This window comes from Paramagnetospirillum marisnigri (assembly GCF_001650715.1).
GTDB lineage: Bacteria > Pseudomonadota > Alphaproteobacteria > Rhodospirillales > Magnetospirillaceae > Phaeospirillum > Phaeospirillum marisnigri.
Genome location: NZ_LWQT01000049.1, coordinates 15,841 through 34,248 on the forward strand (window position 1 = coordinate 15,841; position 18,408 = coordinate 34,248).

An 18,408-nucleotide genomic window follows, 5' to 3' on the forward strand; every position below is an offset into this window, starting at 1 on the left:
TGCTCGCGGCAAAATTTTATGTTTCAACAAGTTGCATGGCGGTCTTGATGTCTAAGGAAAAGCCCGGTGGAATGATGGAGACGGTGCGGACCATCGTCTATGCCATGCTGATCGCCGCCGCCGTCCGCACCATCGCCTTCGAGCCCTTCAACATTCCTTCGGGGTCCATGATCCCGACCCTGCTGATCGGCGACTATCTGTTCGTGTCCAAATTCGCCTATGGCTATTCGCGCCATTCCATGCCGTTCAGCATCGGGCCGGGCGGTGGGCGCATCCTGGAATCGGTGCCCGAGCGCGGCGACGTCATCGTGTTCAAGAAGCCTACCGAGAACAAGGTGGACTACATCAAGCGCGTGGTCGGGCTGCCCGGCGACCGCATCCAGGTCACCGGCGGTATTCTGCACATCAATGGCGAGGCGGTGGAGAGGAAGCGGGTCGAGGACTTCATCGAGCGCGACCGTGACGGCAACATCATCCGCGCCGCCCAGTATATCGAGACCCTGCCCAATGGCCGCAAGCACCGGATCATCGAATTCATGGGCGATCGCGGCCTGGCCGACAACACCGTCGAGTTCAAGGTTCCCGCCGGGCATTACTTCATGATGGGCGACAACCGCGACAATTCCACCGACTCCCGGTTCGCCGATGTGGGCTTCGTTCCGGCGGAAAATCTGGTGGGCCGCGCCGAGGTGCTGTTCTTCTCCAGCGACGGCTCCGCTGCCCTGTGGGAAGTGTGGCGCTGGCCCTGGGCCATCCGCTACGCCCGCCTGTTCAAGGGAATCGAGTAGGTGACGGGGGCGCTCGGCCAGTTCGCCACGGTGCTGGGCCATCGCTTCGCCCGTCCCGAGCTGCTGACCCAGGCCCTGACCCATCCCAGCATCAGCCAGGGGCGCCGCAAGCAGTCGGCGCCCTATGAACGCCTGGAGTTCCTCGGCGACCGGGTGCTGGGTCTGGTGGTGGCCGACATGCTGTTCAACGCCTTTCCCGACGAGGCCGAGGGCGCCCTGGCCCGGCGCTTCACCGGTCTGGTACGGCGCGAGGCGGTGGCGCGGGTGGCTCTGGCCATCGGGCTGGACGACCGCCTGTCCATGGCCAAGGGCGACGAGGAGGCGGGCGGTCGTGCCAATCAGGGCATCCTGGCCGATGCCTGCGAGGCGGTGATCGGAGCGATCTATGCCGATGGCGGCTTCGAGCCCGCCGCCCGATTCGTCCGCCGCCACTGGGCGGCTTTGATGGACGAGGCGGCAGCGCCGCCCAAGGACGCCAAGACGGCGTTGCAGGAATGGGCCCAGGGACGCGGCAAGCCGCTGCCGATTTATACGGTGGCGGGCGCCGAGGGACCGCCGCATGAACCGATCTTCCTGGTGGAAGTGACGGTGGAGGGCGCAGGATCGGCCCAGGGGCGGGGAAGTTCGAAGCGTCTGGCGGAACAGTCCGCCGCCGCCGCCCTGTTGGAAAAGGTGACTGTATGACCGAGATTTCGCAACAGGATCAGCGGTGCGGCTTCATCGCCGTGGTGGGGGCGCCCAATGCGGGCAAGTCCACCCTGGTCAACGCCCTGGTGGGGACCAAGGTCTCCATCGTCTCGCCCAAGGTGCAGACCACCCGGTTCCGGGTGCTTGGCATCGTCATGGCCGGGACCGCCCAGATCATCCTGGTGGATACGCCCGGCATCTTCGCCCCCAAGAAGCGGCTGGAACGCGCCATGGTGGCCGCCGCCTGGAGCGGCGCCACCGACGCCGACCATATCTGCCTGCTGATCGATGCCCATCGCGGCTATGACGACGACGCTCGGGCCATCGTGGAGAAGCTGAAGGAGGCGGGGCGCAAGGCCATCCTGGTGCTGAACAAGGTGGATCTGGTCAAGCGCGACAAGCTGCTGGGCCTGACCGCCGATCTGGATGCCGAGGGCATCTTCACCGATGTCTTCATGATCAGCGCCCTGAACGGCTCGGGCGTCGCCGATCTGATGGCCCATCTGGAAAAGCTGGTGGCGCCGGGGCCGTGGATGTTCCCCGAGGATCAGGTTTCCGACCTGCCGCAACGCCTGCTGGCGGCCGAGATCACCCGGGAAAAGGTGTTCCTGGCCCTGTATCAGGAACTGCCCTATTCGGTCCATGTGGAGACCGAAAGCTGGGAAGAGAAGGAAGACGGCTCGGCGCGCATCGATCAGGTGATCTATGTGGAGCGCGACAGCCAGAAGCCCATCGTGCTGGGCAAGGGCGGCAAGCAGATCAAGGCCATCGGCGCCGCCGCCCGCACCGAGCTGGAGGAACTGCTGGAACGCCGCGTCCATCTGTTCATCCATGTCAAGGTGCGCGACGACTGGAGCGAGAAGCGCGGCCATTACAGCGAAATCGGCCTGGATTTCGATGCCTAGGAGCGTCCCCCATCTCCCTCCCCCGCCTTGGTGGGGGAGGGGTGGGGTGGGGGCCAGCCCCCCTCTCGGTCTCCCCCCATGCGCGGCACGGGGGGAGAGGCCATGACGCTCCGCGACCTGGCCATGGCCCTGGTCTGGGGCGGTGCGGCCTTGCTGCTGGCGGTGCTGATCCACCGCTTTCGCCGGGGCGCCTGGAGCCTGGAGGACGAGGATGTCCCCCATGCCTCGCTGGGCCAGCGCCTGCTGTTCGCCTTGGCGCTGCTGCTGGCCGCCGCCGGGACCGCTCTTTTCATCTGGAGCTATCTAGGCCATGGAGTGGGATGACGAGGCCATCGTGCTGGCCGCCCGTCGCCATGGCGAGCATGGCGGCATCGTCAGTCTGTTGACCCGTTCCCACGGCCGTCATGCCGGTCTGGTGCACGGCGCCCAGTCCAAGGCCCACCGCGCCGCGGTGCAGCCCGGCAATCAGGTGCGGGCCTGCTGGAGCGGGCGACTGGCGGAGCAGTTGGGGACGTTCCGGCTGGAAGTGCTGTGCGCCCATGCCGGGCAGGTGCTGGACGATCCCGCCCGGCTGGCGGCCTTGTCCTCGGCCTGCGCCCTGGCGGAACTGGCGCTGCCCGAGCGCCAGCCCCATCCCGGCGCCCATGCCGCCCTGTCGGCGCTGCTGGGGGCCCTGACCGCCGAGTCCTGGCCCAGCGTCTATGTCCATTGGGAATTGGCGCTGCTGCGCGATCTCGGCTTCGGCCTTGATCTCACCGCCTGCGCCGCCACCGGGTCGACCGAGGATCTGGGCTTTGTCAGCCCCAAGACCGGGCGTGCCGTGTCCCGCGCCGCCGCTGGACCGTGGAAGGACAAGCTGCTGGCGTTGCCCCGCTTCCTGGTGGAAGGCGGCGAGGGCGAGGCGGCGGACATCCATGCCGGGCTGACGCTGTCGGGTTTTTTCCTGGAACGTCACGTCCTGGCGGCTCATCATGCCGCCATGCCCGCCGCCCGCATACGACTGGTTGACCGCTTCCGTGCTTGAGATACTATATCTCGCCTTCTGACCCTGGGATAAGACATGACCAAGCCCGCCGCGACCACCGGTGAAATCCGCGAGACGCCCTTTGCCGAGGCGCTGGGCGAGCGCTATCTCGCCTATGCCATGTCCACCATCGTGTCGCGCTCGCTGCCCGATGTGCGTGACGGGCTGAAGCCGGTGCATCGCCGCCTGCTGTTCGCCATGCGCCAGCTGAAGCTGGACCCCGATGGCGGCTTCAAGAAATGCGCCCGCGTGGTCGGTGACGTCATCGGTAAATACCATCCCCATGGCGACGTGGCGGTCTACGACACCTTGGTGCGCCTGGCCCAGGACTTCGCCGTGCGCTATCCCCTGGTGGAGGGCCAGGGCAATTTCGGCAATATTGACGGCGATAACGCGGCGGCCATGCGCTATACCGAGGCCAAGCTGACCGCCGTCGCCGCCGCCCTGATGGATGGGCTGGACGAGGACAGCGTCGACTTCCGCCCCACCTATGACGGCACCGAGGAAGAGCCGGTGGTGATGCCCGCCGCCTTTCCCAATCTGCTGGCCAACGGCTCGGCCGGTATCGCGGTGGGCATGGCCACCAGCATCCCACCCCATAATCTGGGGGAAATCTGTGACGCGCTGGATCTCCTGATCGCTCGGCCCGACTGCGCGGTGGACGAACTGATCGAGCGGATGCCCGGCCCCGACTTCCCCACCGGCGGCGTGCTGGTGGAGACCCGCGAGGCGGTGGCCGAGGCCTATCGCACCGGCAAGGGCGGCTTTCGGGTGCGGGCCAAATGGGCGGTGGAAAAGCTCTCCCACGGCCTCTATCAGATCGTCATCACCGAGATTCCCTATCAGGTGCAGAAGTCCAAGCTGGTGGAGAAGATCGCCGAGCTGCTGTCTGAAAAGAAGCTGCCGCTGCTGGCCGATATCAGGGACGAATCCGCCGAGGACATCCGGCTGGTGCTGGAACCCCGGAACCGCACCGTGGAAGCCGAGCTGGTGATGGAACAGCTGTTCCGCCAGACCGATCTCGAGACCCGCTTCTCGCTCAACATGAATGTGCTCGACGCCCACGCGGTGCCGCGCGTCATGGATTTGAAGGAGGTGCTGCGCTGCTTCCTCGACCACCGCATGGAGGTGCTGGAACGGCGCTCACGCTTCCGCCTCGACAAGATCGCCAAGCGCCTCGAAGTGCTGGAAGGCTTCCTCAAGGTCTATGCCGACCTGGACAAGGTGATCAGGATCATACGCTTCGCCGACGAGCCCAAGGCCGAGCTGATCAAGACCTTCACGCTGTCCGAGGTCCAGGCCGAGGCTATCCTCAATATGCGCCTGCGGTCCTTGAACAAGCTGCAGGAAGTGGAGATCAAGACCGAGCACGCGGCGCTTTCGGCGGAAAAGGCCGATCTCGACGCCTTGCTGGCCGATGAGGGGCGGCGTTGGCGCACCATCGCCGCGCAGGTGGCCGAGACCCGCAAAGCTTTCGGCGGCCATACCGCGCTCGGCAAGCGCCGCACCGAGCTGGGCGATGCCCCTTCCGCGGTGGTGGTGCCCATCGAGGCCTATGTGGAGCGCGAGCCCATCACCCTGGTTCTGTCGGACAAGGGCTGGGTGCGGGCGCTCAAAGGTCATGCCGACAATCCGGAAGCGCTGAAGTTCAAGGAAGGCGACCAGTTGCGCTTCCTGCTCAAGACCTGGACCACTGACAAGATCCTGGTTTTCGCCACCGATGGCCGGTTCTACACCATCGGCGGCGACAAGCTGCCATCGGGGCGCGGCCATGGCGAGCCGCTGCGCCTGATGATCGATCTGGCCAATGACGTGGAGGTGGCCTGCGTCATGGTGCACAAGCCCGGCCGCAAGCTGCTGCTGGCCAGCAGCGGCGGGCGTGGCTTCGTGGTGGAGGAGAACGAGGTCCTGGCCCAGACCAGGGCTGGCAAGATGATCCTGAACACCGGCGATGGCGAGAAGGCGGCTTTCTGCCTGCCCATGGAGGGCGATGCCGTCGCCATCATGGGTGACAACCGCAAGCTCCTGGTGTTCATGGCAGAGGAAATCCCGGAAATGAGCCGGGGCCGGGGCGTCATCCTGCAGAAATACCGCGATGGCGGCGCCGCCGACATCAAGGTCTTCACCCTGGCCGACGGTCTGACCTGGAGCCTGGGCGAGCGCACCCGCACCGAGGCCGACCTGACCCCCTGGCTGGGCAAGCGCGCCTCCATCGGCCGCCTGCCGCCCACCGGCTTCCCCAGGAACAACAAGTTCAGCTGACAAGGGCGGGGGGCAGCGGCCTCCAGCCATCGGGGCCGAAGGCCTCCAGCGGCTGGAAGCGGGTCTTGTAGGACATCTTGCGGCTTTCCTCGATCCAATAGCCGAGATAGAGGTGCGGCAGGCCCAGGCGCTGGGCCTCGCCCACCAGCCACAGCACCACCAGGGTGCCCAGCGAGTGCGCCGCCAAGTCGGGCTCGAAGAAGCTGTAGACCGCCGACAAGCCGTCGCCGATACGATCGGCGAGGCAAACCGCCGTCAGCGTGGCATCGGGTTGGCGGAATTCCACCAGGAAGGTATCGACCGGGCTGTCCTCCACCATGGAGCGATAGTCGTAAAAACCCATCTGCGCCATGTCCCCCCCGGAATGGCGGGATTCCTGATAGCGGGCGAACAGGCGGAATTGCTCGGCGGTGGCCTTGGCGGGGACAACCGTTGCCGACAGTTCGGCATTGACGCGGGCGATGCGGCGCATGGTGCGGTTGGGCTGGAAGCTGTCCACCAGGATGCGCACGGGAATGCAGGCCGAGCAGCCGGGGCAGGCCGGGGTATAGGCGATGGAATGGCTGCGACGGAATCCCGCCCGGGACAAGGCCTCGTGCAGAGCGTCCGCATCGCTGCCGTTCAATTCGGTGACGATCTTGCGTTCCAGCCGCCCGCTCAGATAGGGGCAGGGCAGGGGCGCCGTGGTGAAGAAGAAATGCGGCCGCTTGAGGGGGAAATGGTCCATCACATCTACTTCAGATCAGGCAATCTGCTTCACAATATAGGCGTCGGCGGAGCCTGCCGCCAGGGTAACTCAGGCGCTGGGGCCGCCCCACTGGGCCGGATCATTGACCACCACCGTTCCCGCCAGCATATCGTGCAAGGTGCGTCGCCTCGGATTGAACAGCGCCACCACCAGCACCAGGGTGCAGGTCAGGGCGATGGAAAAATAAAAGCCCAGGGTTTGGATCAGGGCCTGGACCAGGGGGGGGCGGCCCAAACTGGCCTCGGCTCCCGGGGCCACGGACATCACCTTGATCCCCGCCGCCCGCATGCCCCAGGTGGCGGATTTCGGCCCGGCGATGGTCAGGGTGTGATAGGCCACCGGCACCAGTCCAATCATCACCATCATGGGGGCCCACAGCAGCCCGAAGGAGAGGATGCCGAGAATCAGGCTAGCGATGAACATCAGGCCGCACAACAGCCCCACCACCACCAGATCGAGAAGATAGGCATAGACCCGCTTGGGCGTGACGCCGAGATAGTAGCGGGCATGGCCCCAGGGATCGCCCCATTCCGGGACATGGTCCATGGCGGTGATGTCCCGGCCGCCGGTCATGCTAGCGCTTACCCAGGGGAACCGAGAGATTCTGGGAATTGGTGGGACCCAGGTCGTTCTCGCGCAGCAAGATGATGCTGATGCGGCGATTGCGCAGTCCCTTGGGATCACCCTTGTCCAGCGGTTCCTGATCGGCGCGGCCGACCACGCGGTCGATGCGGCTTTCAGGTACACCCGAAGCGATCAGGGCGCGGCGACTGGCCAGGGCGCGGTCGGCCGACAATTCCCAATTGGTGTAGCCCGACGGGTCCTTGAAGGGCACCGCGTCGGTGTGGCCGGAAATGGCGATCCGATTATCGGGCAACTGGCGGATGACGCGCGAGACCAGGTCAAGCATGGCGCGGGTATGGCCATAGGGCGCGCTGGACCCCGAGGGGAACATGGCCAGGCCTTCCTGGTCGGTGATCTGGATGCGCAGGCCTTCCGGGGTGTTGTCCACCAGCATGGAGCCCTGGAACTGCTTGAGTTCGGGAATGCCCTTGACGGCGCCTTCCAGGATTTCCTTGGCCTTGTCGAACTTCTGCTGTTCGCGTTGGGCCTGGGCCTCCTTGAACTCCTGCTCGCTCATCCCCGATTTGTCGTTGCCTTCCTTTTCCTTGCCGCTGCCCGATTCCTTGCCGTCCTTGCCCTCTTTTCCCTCGGCCTCGACCTCGGGGGCGAATTCCTTGGATCCGGTCAGGTCCTCGCCACCGGGGCCGATGGAGGTGGGGGGCAGGTGCTGCACCAGGGTGGGCGAGGAGGTGTTGGAGGTCTGGGCGCCCTCGCCGATCACCTTGCCGCCCAGCACGCCACCGGCGCCCGACGCGCTCTTCGAGGCCATGGTGGGGGCGAAGTAGTTGGAAACGCCGGTCAGCTGTTCCTCGGTGACGGCGTTGAGCAGCCACAACAGCAGGAAGAACGCCATCATGGCGGTCACGAAGTCGGCATAGGCCACCTTCCAGGCGCCACCATGATGGCCGCCCGCGACCTTCTTGACGCGCTTGATGATGATCTGGTTGCCGCCTTCGGCCATGACCCTCTATATCCCTCGGCCCGAGTCAGTCGGGCGGCAGATTGGTGACGGTCTCTTCCAGTTCCTGGAAGGTCGGGCGCAACTCGTCGGGCAGGACCTTGCGGGCGAATTCGATGGAGACCTGCGGGGCATAGCCCTGCATATGGCCCAGCAGCCCGGCCTTGATGGCGACGAAGTAGTAATGGTCCGAATCGAAACACAACTGCATGTTGCGCGAGATGGGCGCCACGAAGGCATAGGAAATCAGCACGCCGGTAAAGGTTCCCACCAGCGCGGCGCCGATCAGATGGCCCAGCACTTCGGGCGGCTCGGTGATGGAGCCCATGGTGTGGATCACGCCCAGCACCGCGGCGACGATACCCAGGGCGGGCATGGCGTCCGACATCAGCGCCACCGCGTGGGAAATCTCGTGATAGTGCTTGTGATGGGCTTCCAACTCGCCGTCGATGATGGATTCCAACTCGTGGGCGTTGCTGGTGCCAAGGGTCAGCAGCCGCAGATAGTCGCAGAAGAAGGTGCGGGTGTGGTGGTCGCTGGAGAACTTGGGAAACTTGCCGAACAGCGGGCTTTCATCGGGTTTTTCCACATGGCTTTCCAGGGCAAGGTCGCCCTTGGTCTTGGCCAGCTTGAACACCGCGTACAGCACCGATAGCAATTCGAGGTAATCGTCCTTGCCGTGGTGGGCGCCCTTGAAGATCATCCCGATGTTCTTGATGATGCCGCTGATGATGGTCTTGGGATTGCCCAGCAGCAACGACCCAACCGAGGCGCCGAGAATGATGATGAATTCGAAGGGCTGCCACAGAACGTTCAAATGGCCGCCTGGCGCGGCATAACCACCGATCACGCTAACGATTGTTACGACGATCCCGACAATGGCGAACATTCGTATCCCCTGTTCCGCCGACAGACTGGGCCGGACAGATCATATTCCTTACCCGGAGAATGCTATAATTCCTGCCCGCTGTCGCGAGTCAACTGCGTTGTGGTGATGAAAAATGTCTCATTCCGTCGCCTTGGCCCGGGCGGTGAAGGCGGCATTTGACCATGGGGCCGAAACGCCGCTAATGTCGGACCTGTTCAATGGTTATATAGAGATCATGGCATGTCGCTGGACTCCCGCTCGTTTCGCAAGGCCCTTGGCTGTTTCGCTTCCGGGGTGACGGTGGTGACCACCCTGGTTCCCGCCACCAAGGCGCCGGTGGGGGTAACGGTCAGCGCGTTCTCGTCGCTGTCGCTTGATCCGCCGCTGGTGCTGTTCTGCCTTGGCAACGGCACATCCTCCATGGCCGCCTTCAAGGAATTCGGCCATTTCGCCATCAATATCCTGACCGAGACCCAGCGTGACCTGTCGATCCGCTTCGCGAGCAGGTCCGAGGACAAATGGCAGGGAGTCGCCTGGTCGGCCTGGAACAGTGGCGTGCCGATCCTGCCCCAGTGCCTCGCCAGCCTCGAATGCTCGTTGGTGGAAGTGCTGGACGGCGGTGACCACCAGATTTTCGTCGGCCGCGTCGAAAAAATGAAGCACCAGGAAGGCGGCAGCCCGCTGCTGTACTTCAGGGGCAGCTATCTGGATACGGCGCCCCACGGGGCCATGACCGATGTGATCTAATACCAAGCCGGACTCACCGGTAATTGGCATAAGGGCTCAGCGGTTGCGTTCCAGGGACAGGACGGCCTTGCCCTTGGCGGCCGTCGGCCAGGGCAGGTGGCCGTCGCGCCACTCCCTCAGCATGTCGTCATAGTGGCGCGACAGCGGCTGGCCGGACTGGCCGGTGGCGATGACGAAGCGGCTGGCGGAGAGATCGGATAGATCGAACACCACCCGCAGCCCGGCGCCATGAAGATGGGGGAAGACGGCGCCGCCCGCCTCGGCGCGATAGGTGCCCCGAGCAACCGTGTAATCATCACCATCCGTGGCCACGGCCAGGTTGGCCAGACGCCCCAGCAACGGTACCCGTCCCAAGACCGGATTGTCGAAGCGGGCCTGATGGGCCTTGCCCCATCTCCATTTGGCCTGGTCCGGCCCCCAGGCGGCGGTCAGGTCGCCCAAGGCCTGTTCCAGCGAGCGCTCGACCATCTCCTCGCAGCTTTCCGGTTCGGGGGTGGTGATGTCGTCGCACCAGTGGCGGCGGCGGGTCAGGGCTTCCATCAGCAGGGTGGGGCGGGGCTGGGCCACCGCCTCGAAGCGATCCTTCAGTTCGTCGGCGAAGATCGCTCGGTTAAGGCGGTTCAGCCAGGCGGCGAGGATCAGGGGTTCAGCCCGGTCTCGATCGGCGCGTCCATCCCACTCCAGCAAGCGCTGCGCCGCCTGGCGCGTGGCATCGGAGCGGAAGTCGTGGCCGTTCAGCAGTTCCTTCAACTCCAAGGCCTGAAGCGACACGGCATCGGTCTGCAGGGCGGCCATCTCGGCCACCGAGGCGGGAGGGCGCCCCTTGGCTTCCAGCACGTCCTTGATCCGCTGGGCACGATAGGCCTCGGGCCAGGACGCGGTGATCAGATAGGGAAGCTTGTCGCCGCTGACCTTGTTGTTGGCGTTGATCAGCATCCCGGCCTTCGGGTTGAAGGCTTGGGGCAGCTTCGCCGTGGGAACCCAGCCGGTCCAGTCGCCCTCGACGGTCCAGCCCCGTGCCGGAATCGTGCCATTGCCCGATTTACGGTGGGGCAGACGCCCGGCGGTCATGAAGCCGATATTGCCATCCAGATCAGCGTAACCGACATTGAGCACCGGAGCGTGCAGGTCTTTCAGCGCGGCGGTGAAGCCGGTCCAGTCCCGCGCCGCCCCCATACGGCGCAAAGCCTGGGCGGTCAGGTCCTTCTCCGCCAGCAGGGTCGATGAAAACGCCACCACCTCGCCGGGGCCGGCCACGCCCTGCTGTCCGGCCAGGTCCGATATCACCGGCCCGTGACGGGTTTCACGCACCGTCAGGACGAGGTCGGCGGCGCCCTTGATCTTGATGATTTCGTCACGGGTCTGGAACGGTCGGCTGCCCTCGGGGGTCTTGTAGGCGGTGTCGCTCGCCTGCTTCTCCACGAACAGGTCGACCGTGTCGGCCTGGGTGGAGGTAAACCCCCAGGCGATGCGGAAGTTATGGGCGATGATGTGGAACGGCACGCCCGGTACCGTCGCGCCCGTCAACCGGATAGCGGGTGCCTCGATCTCGGCCAGATACCACGGGATGGGAGCGCGGAAGCCCAGATGGGGGTCGTTGGCCAGCAAAGGCTTGCCCGTGGCGCTGTGCTTGCCGGACAGGACCCAGATGTTGGAGGCGGGAGCGGTGGCGGCGGTGTCCGGCACTGCCTGGAGCAAGGCGCGCCCGCCCTCGGCCGACAGGGTGACCGGCGCGTCGGCCGGGGTGGCGGGGAACAGGTCCTGCACCCGCTTAGGATCGAGGCTGCGGAGCAGTTGGGCCCTCAGCACGTCGTCATGCCAGTTGCCCGCCAGTTGCAGGGCCATCAGCTTCTGCCAGACCAGGGAATCCGCCACGGTCCAGGGCTCGGGGCGCAGGCCGGTGGCGGTATATTCCATCGGCAGCCGGAGCCGATATTCCGTCAACCAGGCATTGACGCCCGCCGCGTAGGAGGACAGGGCATCGCGGGTGGGGCGGTCCAGATGCTCGAAATCCCGCTGGGCCTGGCGGTAGACCCCCAGGGTCCGCATGAAGCGATCATTGGGCAGGCCAGCCTCACCCGCCAGTTCGGCCAATCGTCCGGCACCGACGCGGCGCTGAACCTCCATTTGCCACATGCGGTCCTGGGCATGGACCCAGCCCAGGGCGAAATAGGCGTCGTGATCGGTCTTGGCCGCGATGCGCGGCACGCCCAGGGCGTCACGGGTGATGGTGGCGCCCAGCTGGATACCGGCGACCGGTTGGCGGCCCTCGATTCGGGGCAGCGAACTCCAGACCACCACCCACGTCGCCGACAGCGCCAGCAGCAGCACCAGGCTGACCGACTGGAGGATCATGGATGTCCGTGAGATGCGGTGGCCAATGACTTGATAGCCGGGCTGGGCCGGAATTGCCGACCGCTCGGTCTGGTGGGGTGGGCTGGGCACGCCTTTGGCCAAGGTTTGGTCTCCGTCCGCGTCGGGGCGGTGCGACTGTGGTACCCTGGAGCATCGAAGCTGTAAAGCGCCCATCGGCTTTGGCGGAGCGTATGGCTCGTGATATAGCTGCCGCCAGCCAATTCTTTTCGCGAGGACATCCATGATCGGAAAGCTGAACCACGTCGCCATCGCCGTGCCCGACCTGGCCGCCGCCACCGCCCTTTATCGTGACACCCTGGGAGCCAAGGTGTCCGATCCGGTGCCGCAACCGGCCCACGGCGTCACCGTGGTGTTCGTGGAATTGCCCAATACCAAGGTGGAACTGCTGCATCCCCTGGGGGAGAAGTCGCCCATCGCCGCCTTCCTGGAAAAGAACGCCAGCGGCGGCATTCACCATATCTGCTACGAGGTGGCTGACATCCTGGCCGCCCGTGACCAATTGAAGGCCAAGGGCGCCCGCGTTCTGGGCGATGGCGAGCCCAAGATCGGCGCTCACGACAAGCCGGTCCTGTTCCTGCACCCCAAGGACTTCGTCGGCACCCTGGTGGAACTGGAGCAGGCCTGAGGGGGCGGGCGAGGGCGCCCGCGCTCCCTCCGCGTCCGGCAATTGAGGGGCTTGCAACAATGAGCTGGTATTGCGACATCGCCCCCGGCCATCCCTTCCATGGTCCCTATCACGACCAGGAATACGGCTTTCCGCTGACCGATCAGCGGGCGCTGTTCGAACGGCTCTGCCTGGAGATTTTCCAGGCGGGGCTGTCCTGGCTGATCGTGCTGAAGAAGCGTCCGTCCCTGGCCCTCGCCTTTGACGGCTTCGATCCCGCCAAGGTCGCCGCCTATGGCGAGGCCGACATCGCCCGGCTGATGGCCGATGCCGGGATCATCCGCAACCGCCGCAAGATCGAGGCGGTGATCGAGAATGCGCGGCGCCTGCTGCGGTTGTCCGAGGAATTCGGCTCGCTGGCGGCCTGGATCGCGGCCCATCATCCCCTGACCAAGCCCGGATGGATCAAGCTGTTCAAGTCGCGATTCGTCTTCATGGGGGGAGAGGTGGTGGGCGAGTTCCTGATGAGCATCGGCTATCTGCCGGGCGCCCATCGGGCGGACTGCCCAGTCTTCGCGCGTATCCATCCGCTTGACCCGCCGTGGATGCGGGTCGGCGCCGAATTCTATGCCAAGGCCTGAAAATGCAAATGGCAAGATCAGCCATGTGATCTTGCCACCCTTGCGTCTCCGGCGCCGACGGTCTCCCGTCGGCTGCCGCGTCGTTCCCCCCGAATCTCAAGCCGCTTGGAGCGACCAGTCTCCGGAACAAGCGTTCGTTAACCGAACTTGCGGCGCAGTCTACGCAATCCCGTTGCATTCGTCACGACTATTTTTTGTTATAGTTTCGTATAATGAGGCATATGCGAAACTCTCGAAGCCGGTGGCGGCAAGAGGGACGGTGTGGGACAGTATCGGGCGGAGAGAATTCGAAGGAGGCCGTCATGGCAATTCGTGGTGTGGCTTTCGCGGTCGTGGCCCTGTGCGGGGTAGCGGGTTCGGCCTGGGCGCAGCAGAAGGCGACGTCCAGCAGCGGCCCCATGGTGATTACCATCACCAAGACGGATTGCTCGCGCCTGATCCAGCACCAGCCCTCCGCCGATGTGGCCTATAAGCCCGGTGTCGATGTGCGCGGCCGCCCGGTGGCCTCGGCCGATGCCGATCCGGCGCGGGCGGAATTCGCCAGGAAGCTGGTCCCCGATGTGCTGGAATTCCCCATCACCATCAATCCCCTCAACTATGCGGGCCGCAATTCGGCCTATAAGTCCAAGGAAACCACCCAGGCCGCCATCGCCGCCGGGGGCGGCACCGCCACCGCCGCCCAGAGCCAGGCCCTGGCCAGCGCGGAAAGCAAGATCGCGGGCTATTCCGGCAAGGGATTGGACAACACCACCATGTCGGTGGGTACGGTGAAATACGACATGGCCAAGGGCAGCTTCCTGTTCAACGGCGAGCCGCTGTTGGGCGAGGACCAGCAGAAACTGGCCGAGGCCTGCGCCAAGCGGGGCGTGAAGTAGGTCATCTCATTGCCAAGAACTGCTGTTGCGCCTATTGTCCCCGGCGGATTTCCCTTGCCGTTCCGAGGACACTCATGCGCCGTTCCGCCTTTTTCCTGCCGACCCTCAAGGAAACGCCGTCCGAGGCTCAGATCGCCTCGCATCGCCTGATGCTGCGCGCGGGTATGATCCGCCAGTCGGCGGCCGGCATCTATTCCTGGCTGCCGCTGGGCTGGAAGGTGCTGCGCAAGATCGAGCAGATCGTGCGGGAAGAGCAGGATGCGGCGGGCGCCCAAGAACTGCTGATGCCCACCATCCAGTCCGCCGATATCTGGCGGGAGTCGGGGCGCTTTGACGCCTATGGCAAGGAGATGCTGCGCTTCAAGGATCGCCATGACCGCGAGATGCTGTATGGCCCCACCAACGAGGAACTGATCACCCAGCTGTTCCGCGACAATGTGCGCTCCTATCGCGACCTGCCCAAGATCCTCTATCACATCCAGTGGAAGTTCCGCGACGAGGTCCGCCCCCGCTTCGGCGTCATGCGCGGCCGCGAATTCCTGATGAAGGACAGCTACTCCTTCGATCTGGATTTCGAAGGCGCGAAAATGTCTTATGAGGCGATGTTCACCGCTTATCTGAAGACATTCAAGCGCATGGGCCTGACCGCCATTCCCATGCAGGCGGATTCGGGCGCCATCGGCGGCAACCTGACCCACGAATTCCACGTCCTGGCCGAGACCGGCGAAAGCGGCGTGTTCTACGACATCGCTTATGACGATCTGGCGGCCAAGGGCGAGATCGATCTGGCGGCGCTCAACAATCTGTACGCCGCCACCGACGAGAAGCATGTGCCCGGCGGCCCCAACGTGCCGCCGCCCGAACGCCTGCGGGAAGCGCGCGGCATCGAGGTTGGCCATATCTTCTATTTCGGCACCAAGTATTCCAAGGCCATGAACGCCCAGGTCCAGGGCAAGAACGGCGAGCCGGTCTTCGTGGAGATGGGCTCCTATGGCATCGGCGTTTCCCGCCTGGTTGGCGCCATCATCGAGGCCTATCACGATGATCGCGGCATCAAATGGCCGGAATCGGTGGCGCCGTTCAAGGTGGGGCTGGTCAATCTGAAGACCGGCGATGCCACCTGCGACGCCACCTGCGACGACCTTTACGCCAAGCTCTCCGCCGCCGGGGTCGAGGTGCTGTACGACGACCGCGACGAGCGCGCGGGCGTCAAGTTCGCCGATATGGACCTGATCGGCCTGCCCTGGCAGTTGGTGGCCGGTCCCAAGGGCCTGGCCCAGGGTTTTGTGGAACTGAAGAACCGCGCTTCCGGCGAAAAGGTGGAGCTGTCGGTGGAGTCGGCTCTCTCGAAGCTGATCGGTTAAGTGTTGTCGTCATGCCCGGACTTGATCCGGGCATCCATGGATTGCCGGGTCAAGCCCGGCAATGACGCTGGAGTAGGGCATGATCTTCGACGCCTTTGAACGGATGGTGGCGTTCCGGTATTTACGGGCGCGCAGGAAGGAAGGCTTCATCTCGGTGATCGCCGGTTTCTCGCTGGCAGGCATCGGGCTTGGCGTCGCCACCCTGATCGTGGTGATGGCGGTAATGAACGGCTTCCGCCATGAACTGCTGGGCCGCATCCTGGGGCTCAACGGCCATATCGGTGTCTATGGTCAGGCGGGGGCCATGACCGAGTTCGATCCCCTGGCCCAATCCATCCGCGCCCTGCCGGGCGTGGTCCGAGTGATCCCCACGGTGGAAGGCCAGGTCTTCGCCACTTCGGGCGGCGGCGGCACCGGCGCCATCGTGCGCGGCGTGCGGCCCGAAGACATGTTCACCCGCGCCGTCTTCCAGAAGAACTATCGCGGCCGCCCCGACGATTTCACCGGCGATGACGCGGTGGTGATCGGCTATCGGCTGGCGGAAAAACTGGGGGTTCGCCTCGGCGACACCGTTTCCCTGATCTCGCCCAAGGGCAACGCCACCGCGTTCGGCACCGTGCCCCGCATGCGCGGCTATCGGGTGGTGGGCACCTTCAATGTCGGCATGTTCGAATACGATTCCGGTTTCGTCTTCATGCCCATGGAGGCGGCCCAGACCTATTTCCGCCTGCCGGGAGCGGTGACCCAGATCGAGGTGTTCATGGAGAACCCCGATATGGTTCCCGACGCCCGCAAATCCATCAACGAGCTGACCGGCGGCACGGCCCGCATTTATGACTGGCAGCAGGCCAACGCCAACTTTTTCAACGCCATCCAGGTGGAACGCAACGTCATGTTCCTGATCCTGACCCTGATCATCCTGGTGGCGGCCTTCAACATCATCTCCAGCCTGATCATGCTGGTAAAGGACAAGGGCCGCGACATCGCCATCCTGCGCACCATGGGGGCGAGCCGGGGGATGATCATGCGCATCTTCTTCCTGTCGGGGGCCTCGGTAGGGGTGGTGGGCACCTTGGCGGGCACCCTGCTCGGCGTCTGGTTCGCCACCCATATCGAGCAGATCCGCCAGTTCATCCAGTCCATCATCGGCCGCGAGCTCTTCGCCGCCGAAATCTATTTCCTGACCCAGCTGCCCGCCCGGGTCGAGCCCGGCGAGGTGGTCACCGTGGTGCTGATGGCGCTGGGCCTGTCCCTGGCCGCCACCATCTATCCGTCGTGGCGGGCCGCCACCCTCGATCCGGTGGAGGCGCTTCGCTATGAGTGACGACGGTCTGAGGCTGGAAAACGTCCGGCGCAGCTTCAAGCAGGGCAAGGACAGCCTGGATGTGCTGCAAGGCGCCAACATGGCCATCAGGGGCGGCGAGATCGTCGCCCTGGTGGGGCCATCGGGGGCGGGCAAGTCGACCCTGCTGCATATCGCCGGTCTGCTGGAAAAGCCGGATTCCGGCGAGGTCTATCTGGCGGGCAACGCCGCCGGGGCTTTGGGCGAGGGCGAGCGCACCAAGCTGCGCCGCCTGCATCTCGGCTTCGTCTACCAGTACCATCACCTGCTGCCGGAATTCTCGGCGGTGGAGAATGTCGTCCTGCCGCAGATGATCGCCGGGGTGTCGCGCTCCAAGGCCAAGCTCCGGGCGCTGGACCTGCTGACTCGCATGGGACTGGCGGAGCGGGCCGAGCACCGGCCGGGGCAGTTGTCGGGCGGCGAGCAGCAGCGGGTCGCCATCTGCCGCGCCCTGGCCAACGCGCCCCGGGTGCTGCTGGCCGACGAGCCCACCGGCAATCTCGACCCCCATACCGCCGAGGGCGTGTTCGACGAACTGATCAAGCTGGTGCGGGGCTCCGGCGTCGCCGCCCTGATCGCCACCCACAATCCTGACCTGGCCCGGCGCATGGATCGTACCGTCAGACTTCAGGACGGACTGCTGGTGGAGGCGACGTAGAAGGGGCCAGCCAAATTCGGAGCGCGAGCGCCGGCGCTCCGATTTCCGTCAGGTCTTCACCGCCGCCAGCACCGAGATGAACTGCAACCGGCTGGGCCCCTGGGAATACTGGTCGAAGGACAGGTTGACCGGCTCCATCAGCCCATCTGCCATGGCCTGCTGGAACAATCCGTAGAAGTTGGAGTTGAAGCCATGGCGGGCGGCGCCGTCCGAGGCTTCCACATGGGCTTTGGACCCCGGCACCTGATAGCCGATGGGTTCGATGAAGACGCAGGTGACGGCGCCGGGCAGGGCGGCCAGCCGCTTGAAGAAATCCGGATGCACGCTCGGCACCGCATAGGCGGCCCAGCAGGTGAAGACCAGGCTATCCTTGGCCTCGCCCACGAAGGACAGATCGGGATCGGTGAAGGTGAAGGCGTGGCCGGACAGCGTTAGGCCCGGTTCGCGCTCCGCCAGGCGGCGTTGCAGGTCGCGTCCGGCGGCGCTGGGCTCGGCGCCGAGATAGCGGGCGTCCGATGGTCCGCCTTGCAGCCAGATCTCGAACAACTGGCGGCCATAGCCGCTGCCCAGTTCGACAATGCAATCGCGCCCCCGGGCCAGATCGGCCAGCAGCCGCGAGACATCGAAGCGCAGATAGGGGCTGACCGGCGTGGGGATGCCACGGATCAGCTTGGTGTCGAGCCGGTCGAGCCCGGCCAGGGGATCGGGATCGAAGCCCTTGACCGGCTCGTAGGCGGGCTCGTCGGAATTATCCAGGGATGCCGCCAGGGAGAAGCGGCGCTCGTGATCGTCGAACAGCGCCAGCAGCCGGGCCAGGGAGGGAGACCCCGCGTCCAACTGTTCGAACGCCTCGGCCCGCGCCCGCCAGGCCAGATCATAATAACGTTCCCAATCCATCCAGCCCTCCCGTGACAGCCCGGCCGTTCCAGGCTACTCT

Annotated in this window: 19 protein-coding genes; 13 read left to right on the forward strand and 6 right to left on the reverse strand. The window is 65.1% G+C overall.

What is annotated here, in order from left to right; translation table 11 throughout:
- Window positions 1-47: 47 nt before the first annotated feature.
- The 6 genes from lepB to parC all read left to right on the forward strand — a co-directional run bounded on the left by lepB (window position 48) and on the right by parC (window position 5,666).
- On the forward strand, window positions 48-788 hold the full coding sequence (gene lepB / locus A6A04_RS08570) for a signal peptidase I (protein ID WP_068491996.1): 741 nt from the start codon (window positions 48-50) through the stop codon (window positions 786-788).
- A complete protein-coding gene (rnc, locus tag A6A04_RS08575; RefSeq protein ID WP_068491910.1) occupies window positions 789-1,472 on the forward strand; it encodes a ribonuclease III in 684 nt (227 codons plus the stop codon).
- The gene (era, locus tag A6A04_RS08580) at window positions 1,469-2,380 is read left to right on the forward strand and encodes a GTPase Era (protein WP_068491912.1); all 912 of its coding nucleotides are present in this window, start codon (window positions 1,469-1,471) and stop codon (window positions 2,378-2,380) included. Before rnc ends, era begins: the two co-directional genes overlap by 4 nt.
- Before the next feature lie 102 nt (window positions 2,381-2,482).
- On the forward strand, window positions 2,483-2,704 hold the full coding sequence (locus tag A6A04_RS08585) for a hypothetical protein (protein ID WP_068491914.1): 222 nt from the start codon (window positions 2,483-2,485) through the stop codon (window positions 2,702-2,704).
- Window positions 2,691-3,404 (forward strand): DNA repair protein RecO, encoded by a 714-nt coding sequence (gene recO, locus A6A04_RS08590; protein ID WP_068491916.1) that lies wholly within the window; start codon window positions 2,691-2,693, stop codon window positions 3,402-3,404. The genes A6A04_RS08585 and recO overlap by 14 nt, the downstream gene beginning before the upstream one ends.
- A gap of 36 nt (window positions 3,405-3,440) precedes the next feature.
- Entirely contained in the window at window positions 3,441-5,666 is a 2,226-nt protein-coding gene (gene parC / locus A6A04_RS08595) for a DNA topoisomerase IV subunit A (protein WP_068491918.1), read from the forward strand.
- Here parC and A6A04_RS08600 read toward each other — a convergent pair.
- The 4 genes from A6A04_RS08600 to motA form a co-directional block, all read right to left on the reverse strand.
- Window positions 5,659-6,393, reverse strand: a complete 735-nt coding sequence (locus A6A04_RS08600; RefSeq protein WP_068491920.1) for an arginyltransferase — start codon at window positions 6,391-6,393, stop codon at window positions 5,659-5,661. The genes parC and A6A04_RS08600 overlap by 8 nt on opposite strands.
- A 69-nt stretch (window positions 6,394-6,462) precedes the next feature.
- Entirely contained in the window at window positions 6,463-6,987 is a 525-nt protein-coding gene (locus A6A04_RS08605) for an RDD family protein (protein WP_068491922.1), read from the reverse strand.
- A gap of 1 nt (window position 6,988) precedes the next feature.
- Window positions 6,989-7,999 (reverse strand): flagellar motor protein MotB, encoded by a 1,011-nt coding sequence (locus A6A04_RS08610; RefSeq protein WP_068491924.1) that lies wholly within the window; start codon window positions 7,997-7,999, stop codon window positions 6,989-6,991.
- Between the two features lie 25 nt (window positions 8,000-8,024).
- Window positions 8,025-8,885 carry a flagellar motor stator protein MotA gene (motA, locus tag A6A04_RS08615; protein ID WP_068491926.1) on the reverse strand — a complete coding sequence of 287 codons (861 nt, stop codon included), beginning with the start codon at window positions 8,883-8,885 and terminating at the stop codon, window positions 8,025-8,027.
- A gap of 219 nt (window positions 8,886-9,104) precedes the next feature.
- Between motA and A6A04_RS08620 the strand changes: the two genes are divergently transcribed.
- Window positions 9,105-9,611 carry a flavin reductase family protein gene (locus tag A6A04_RS08620; protein ID WP_068491928.1) on the forward strand — a complete coding sequence of 169 codons (507 nt, stop codon included), beginning with the start codon at window positions 9,105-9,107 and terminating at the stop codon, window positions 9,609-9,611.
- A 36-nt stretch (window positions 9,612-9,647) separates the two neighbouring features.
- On the opposite strand, the gene A6A04_RS08625 is transcribed toward A6A04_RS08620, so the two are convergent.
- Window positions 9,648-11,966, reverse strand: coding sequence for a penicillin acylase family protein (locus A6A04_RS08625; RefSeq protein WP_156612535.1), 2,319 nt, complete (start codon window positions 11,964-11,966; stop codon window positions 9,648-9,650).
- A gap of 241 nt (window positions 11,967-12,207) precedes the next feature.
- On the opposite strand from A6A04_RS08625, the gene mce reads away from it, so the two are divergent.
- From mce to A6A04_RS08655, 6 genes are all read left to right on the forward strand, one after another.
- Window positions 12,208-12,612 carry a methylmalonyl-CoA epimerase gene (mce, locus tag A6A04_RS08630; RefSeq protein WP_068491931.1) on the forward strand — a complete coding sequence of 135 codons (405 nt, stop codon included), beginning with the start codon at window positions 12,208-12,210 and terminating at the stop codon, window positions 12,610-12,612.
- A gap of 59 nt (window positions 12,613-12,671) precedes the next feature.
- Window positions 12,672-13,232, forward strand: a complete 561-nt coding sequence (locus tag A6A04_RS08635) for a DNA-3-methyladenine glycosylase I (RefSeq protein ID WP_068491933.1) — start codon at window positions 12,672-12,674, stop codon at window positions 13,230-13,232.
- A 302-nt stretch (window positions 13,233-13,534) separates the two neighbouring features.
- Complete coding sequence (locus A6A04_RS08640; protein ID WP_068491934.1) at window positions 13,535-14,107, forward strand: hypothetical protein; 573 nt, start codon at window positions 13,535-13,537, stop codon at window positions 14,105-14,107.
- 74 nt (window positions 14,108-14,181) lie between these two features.
- Window positions 14,182-15,471, forward strand: a complete 1,290-nt coding sequence (gene proS, locus A6A04_RS08645) for a proline--tRNA ligase (RefSeq protein ID WP_068491935.1) — start codon at window positions 14,182-14,184, stop codon at window positions 15,469-15,471.
- 79 nt (window positions 15,472-15,550) lie between these two features.
- Window positions 15,551-16,795 (forward strand): lipoprotein-releasing ABC transporter permease subunit, encoded by a 1,245-nt coding sequence (locus A6A04_RS08650; protein ID WP_068491937.1) that lies wholly within the window; start codon window positions 15,551-15,553, stop codon window positions 16,793-16,795.
- Window positions 16,788-17,471, forward strand: a complete 684-nt coding sequence (locus A6A04_RS08655) for an ABC transporter ATP-binding protein (protein ID WP_082914809.1) — start codon at window positions 16,788-16,790, stop codon at window positions 17,469-17,471. Before A6A04_RS08650 ends, A6A04_RS08655 begins: the two co-directional genes overlap by 8 nt.
- A 48-nt stretch (window positions 17,472-17,519) precedes the next feature.
- Here the strand turns inward: A6A04_RS08655 and A6A04_RS08660 are convergent, their stop codons facing one another.
- Entirely contained in the window at window positions 17,520-18,368 is an 849-nt protein-coding gene (locus A6A04_RS08660; protein ID WP_068491940.1) for a hypothetical protein, read from the reverse strand.
- Window positions 18,369-18,408 lie beyond the last annotated feature (40 nt).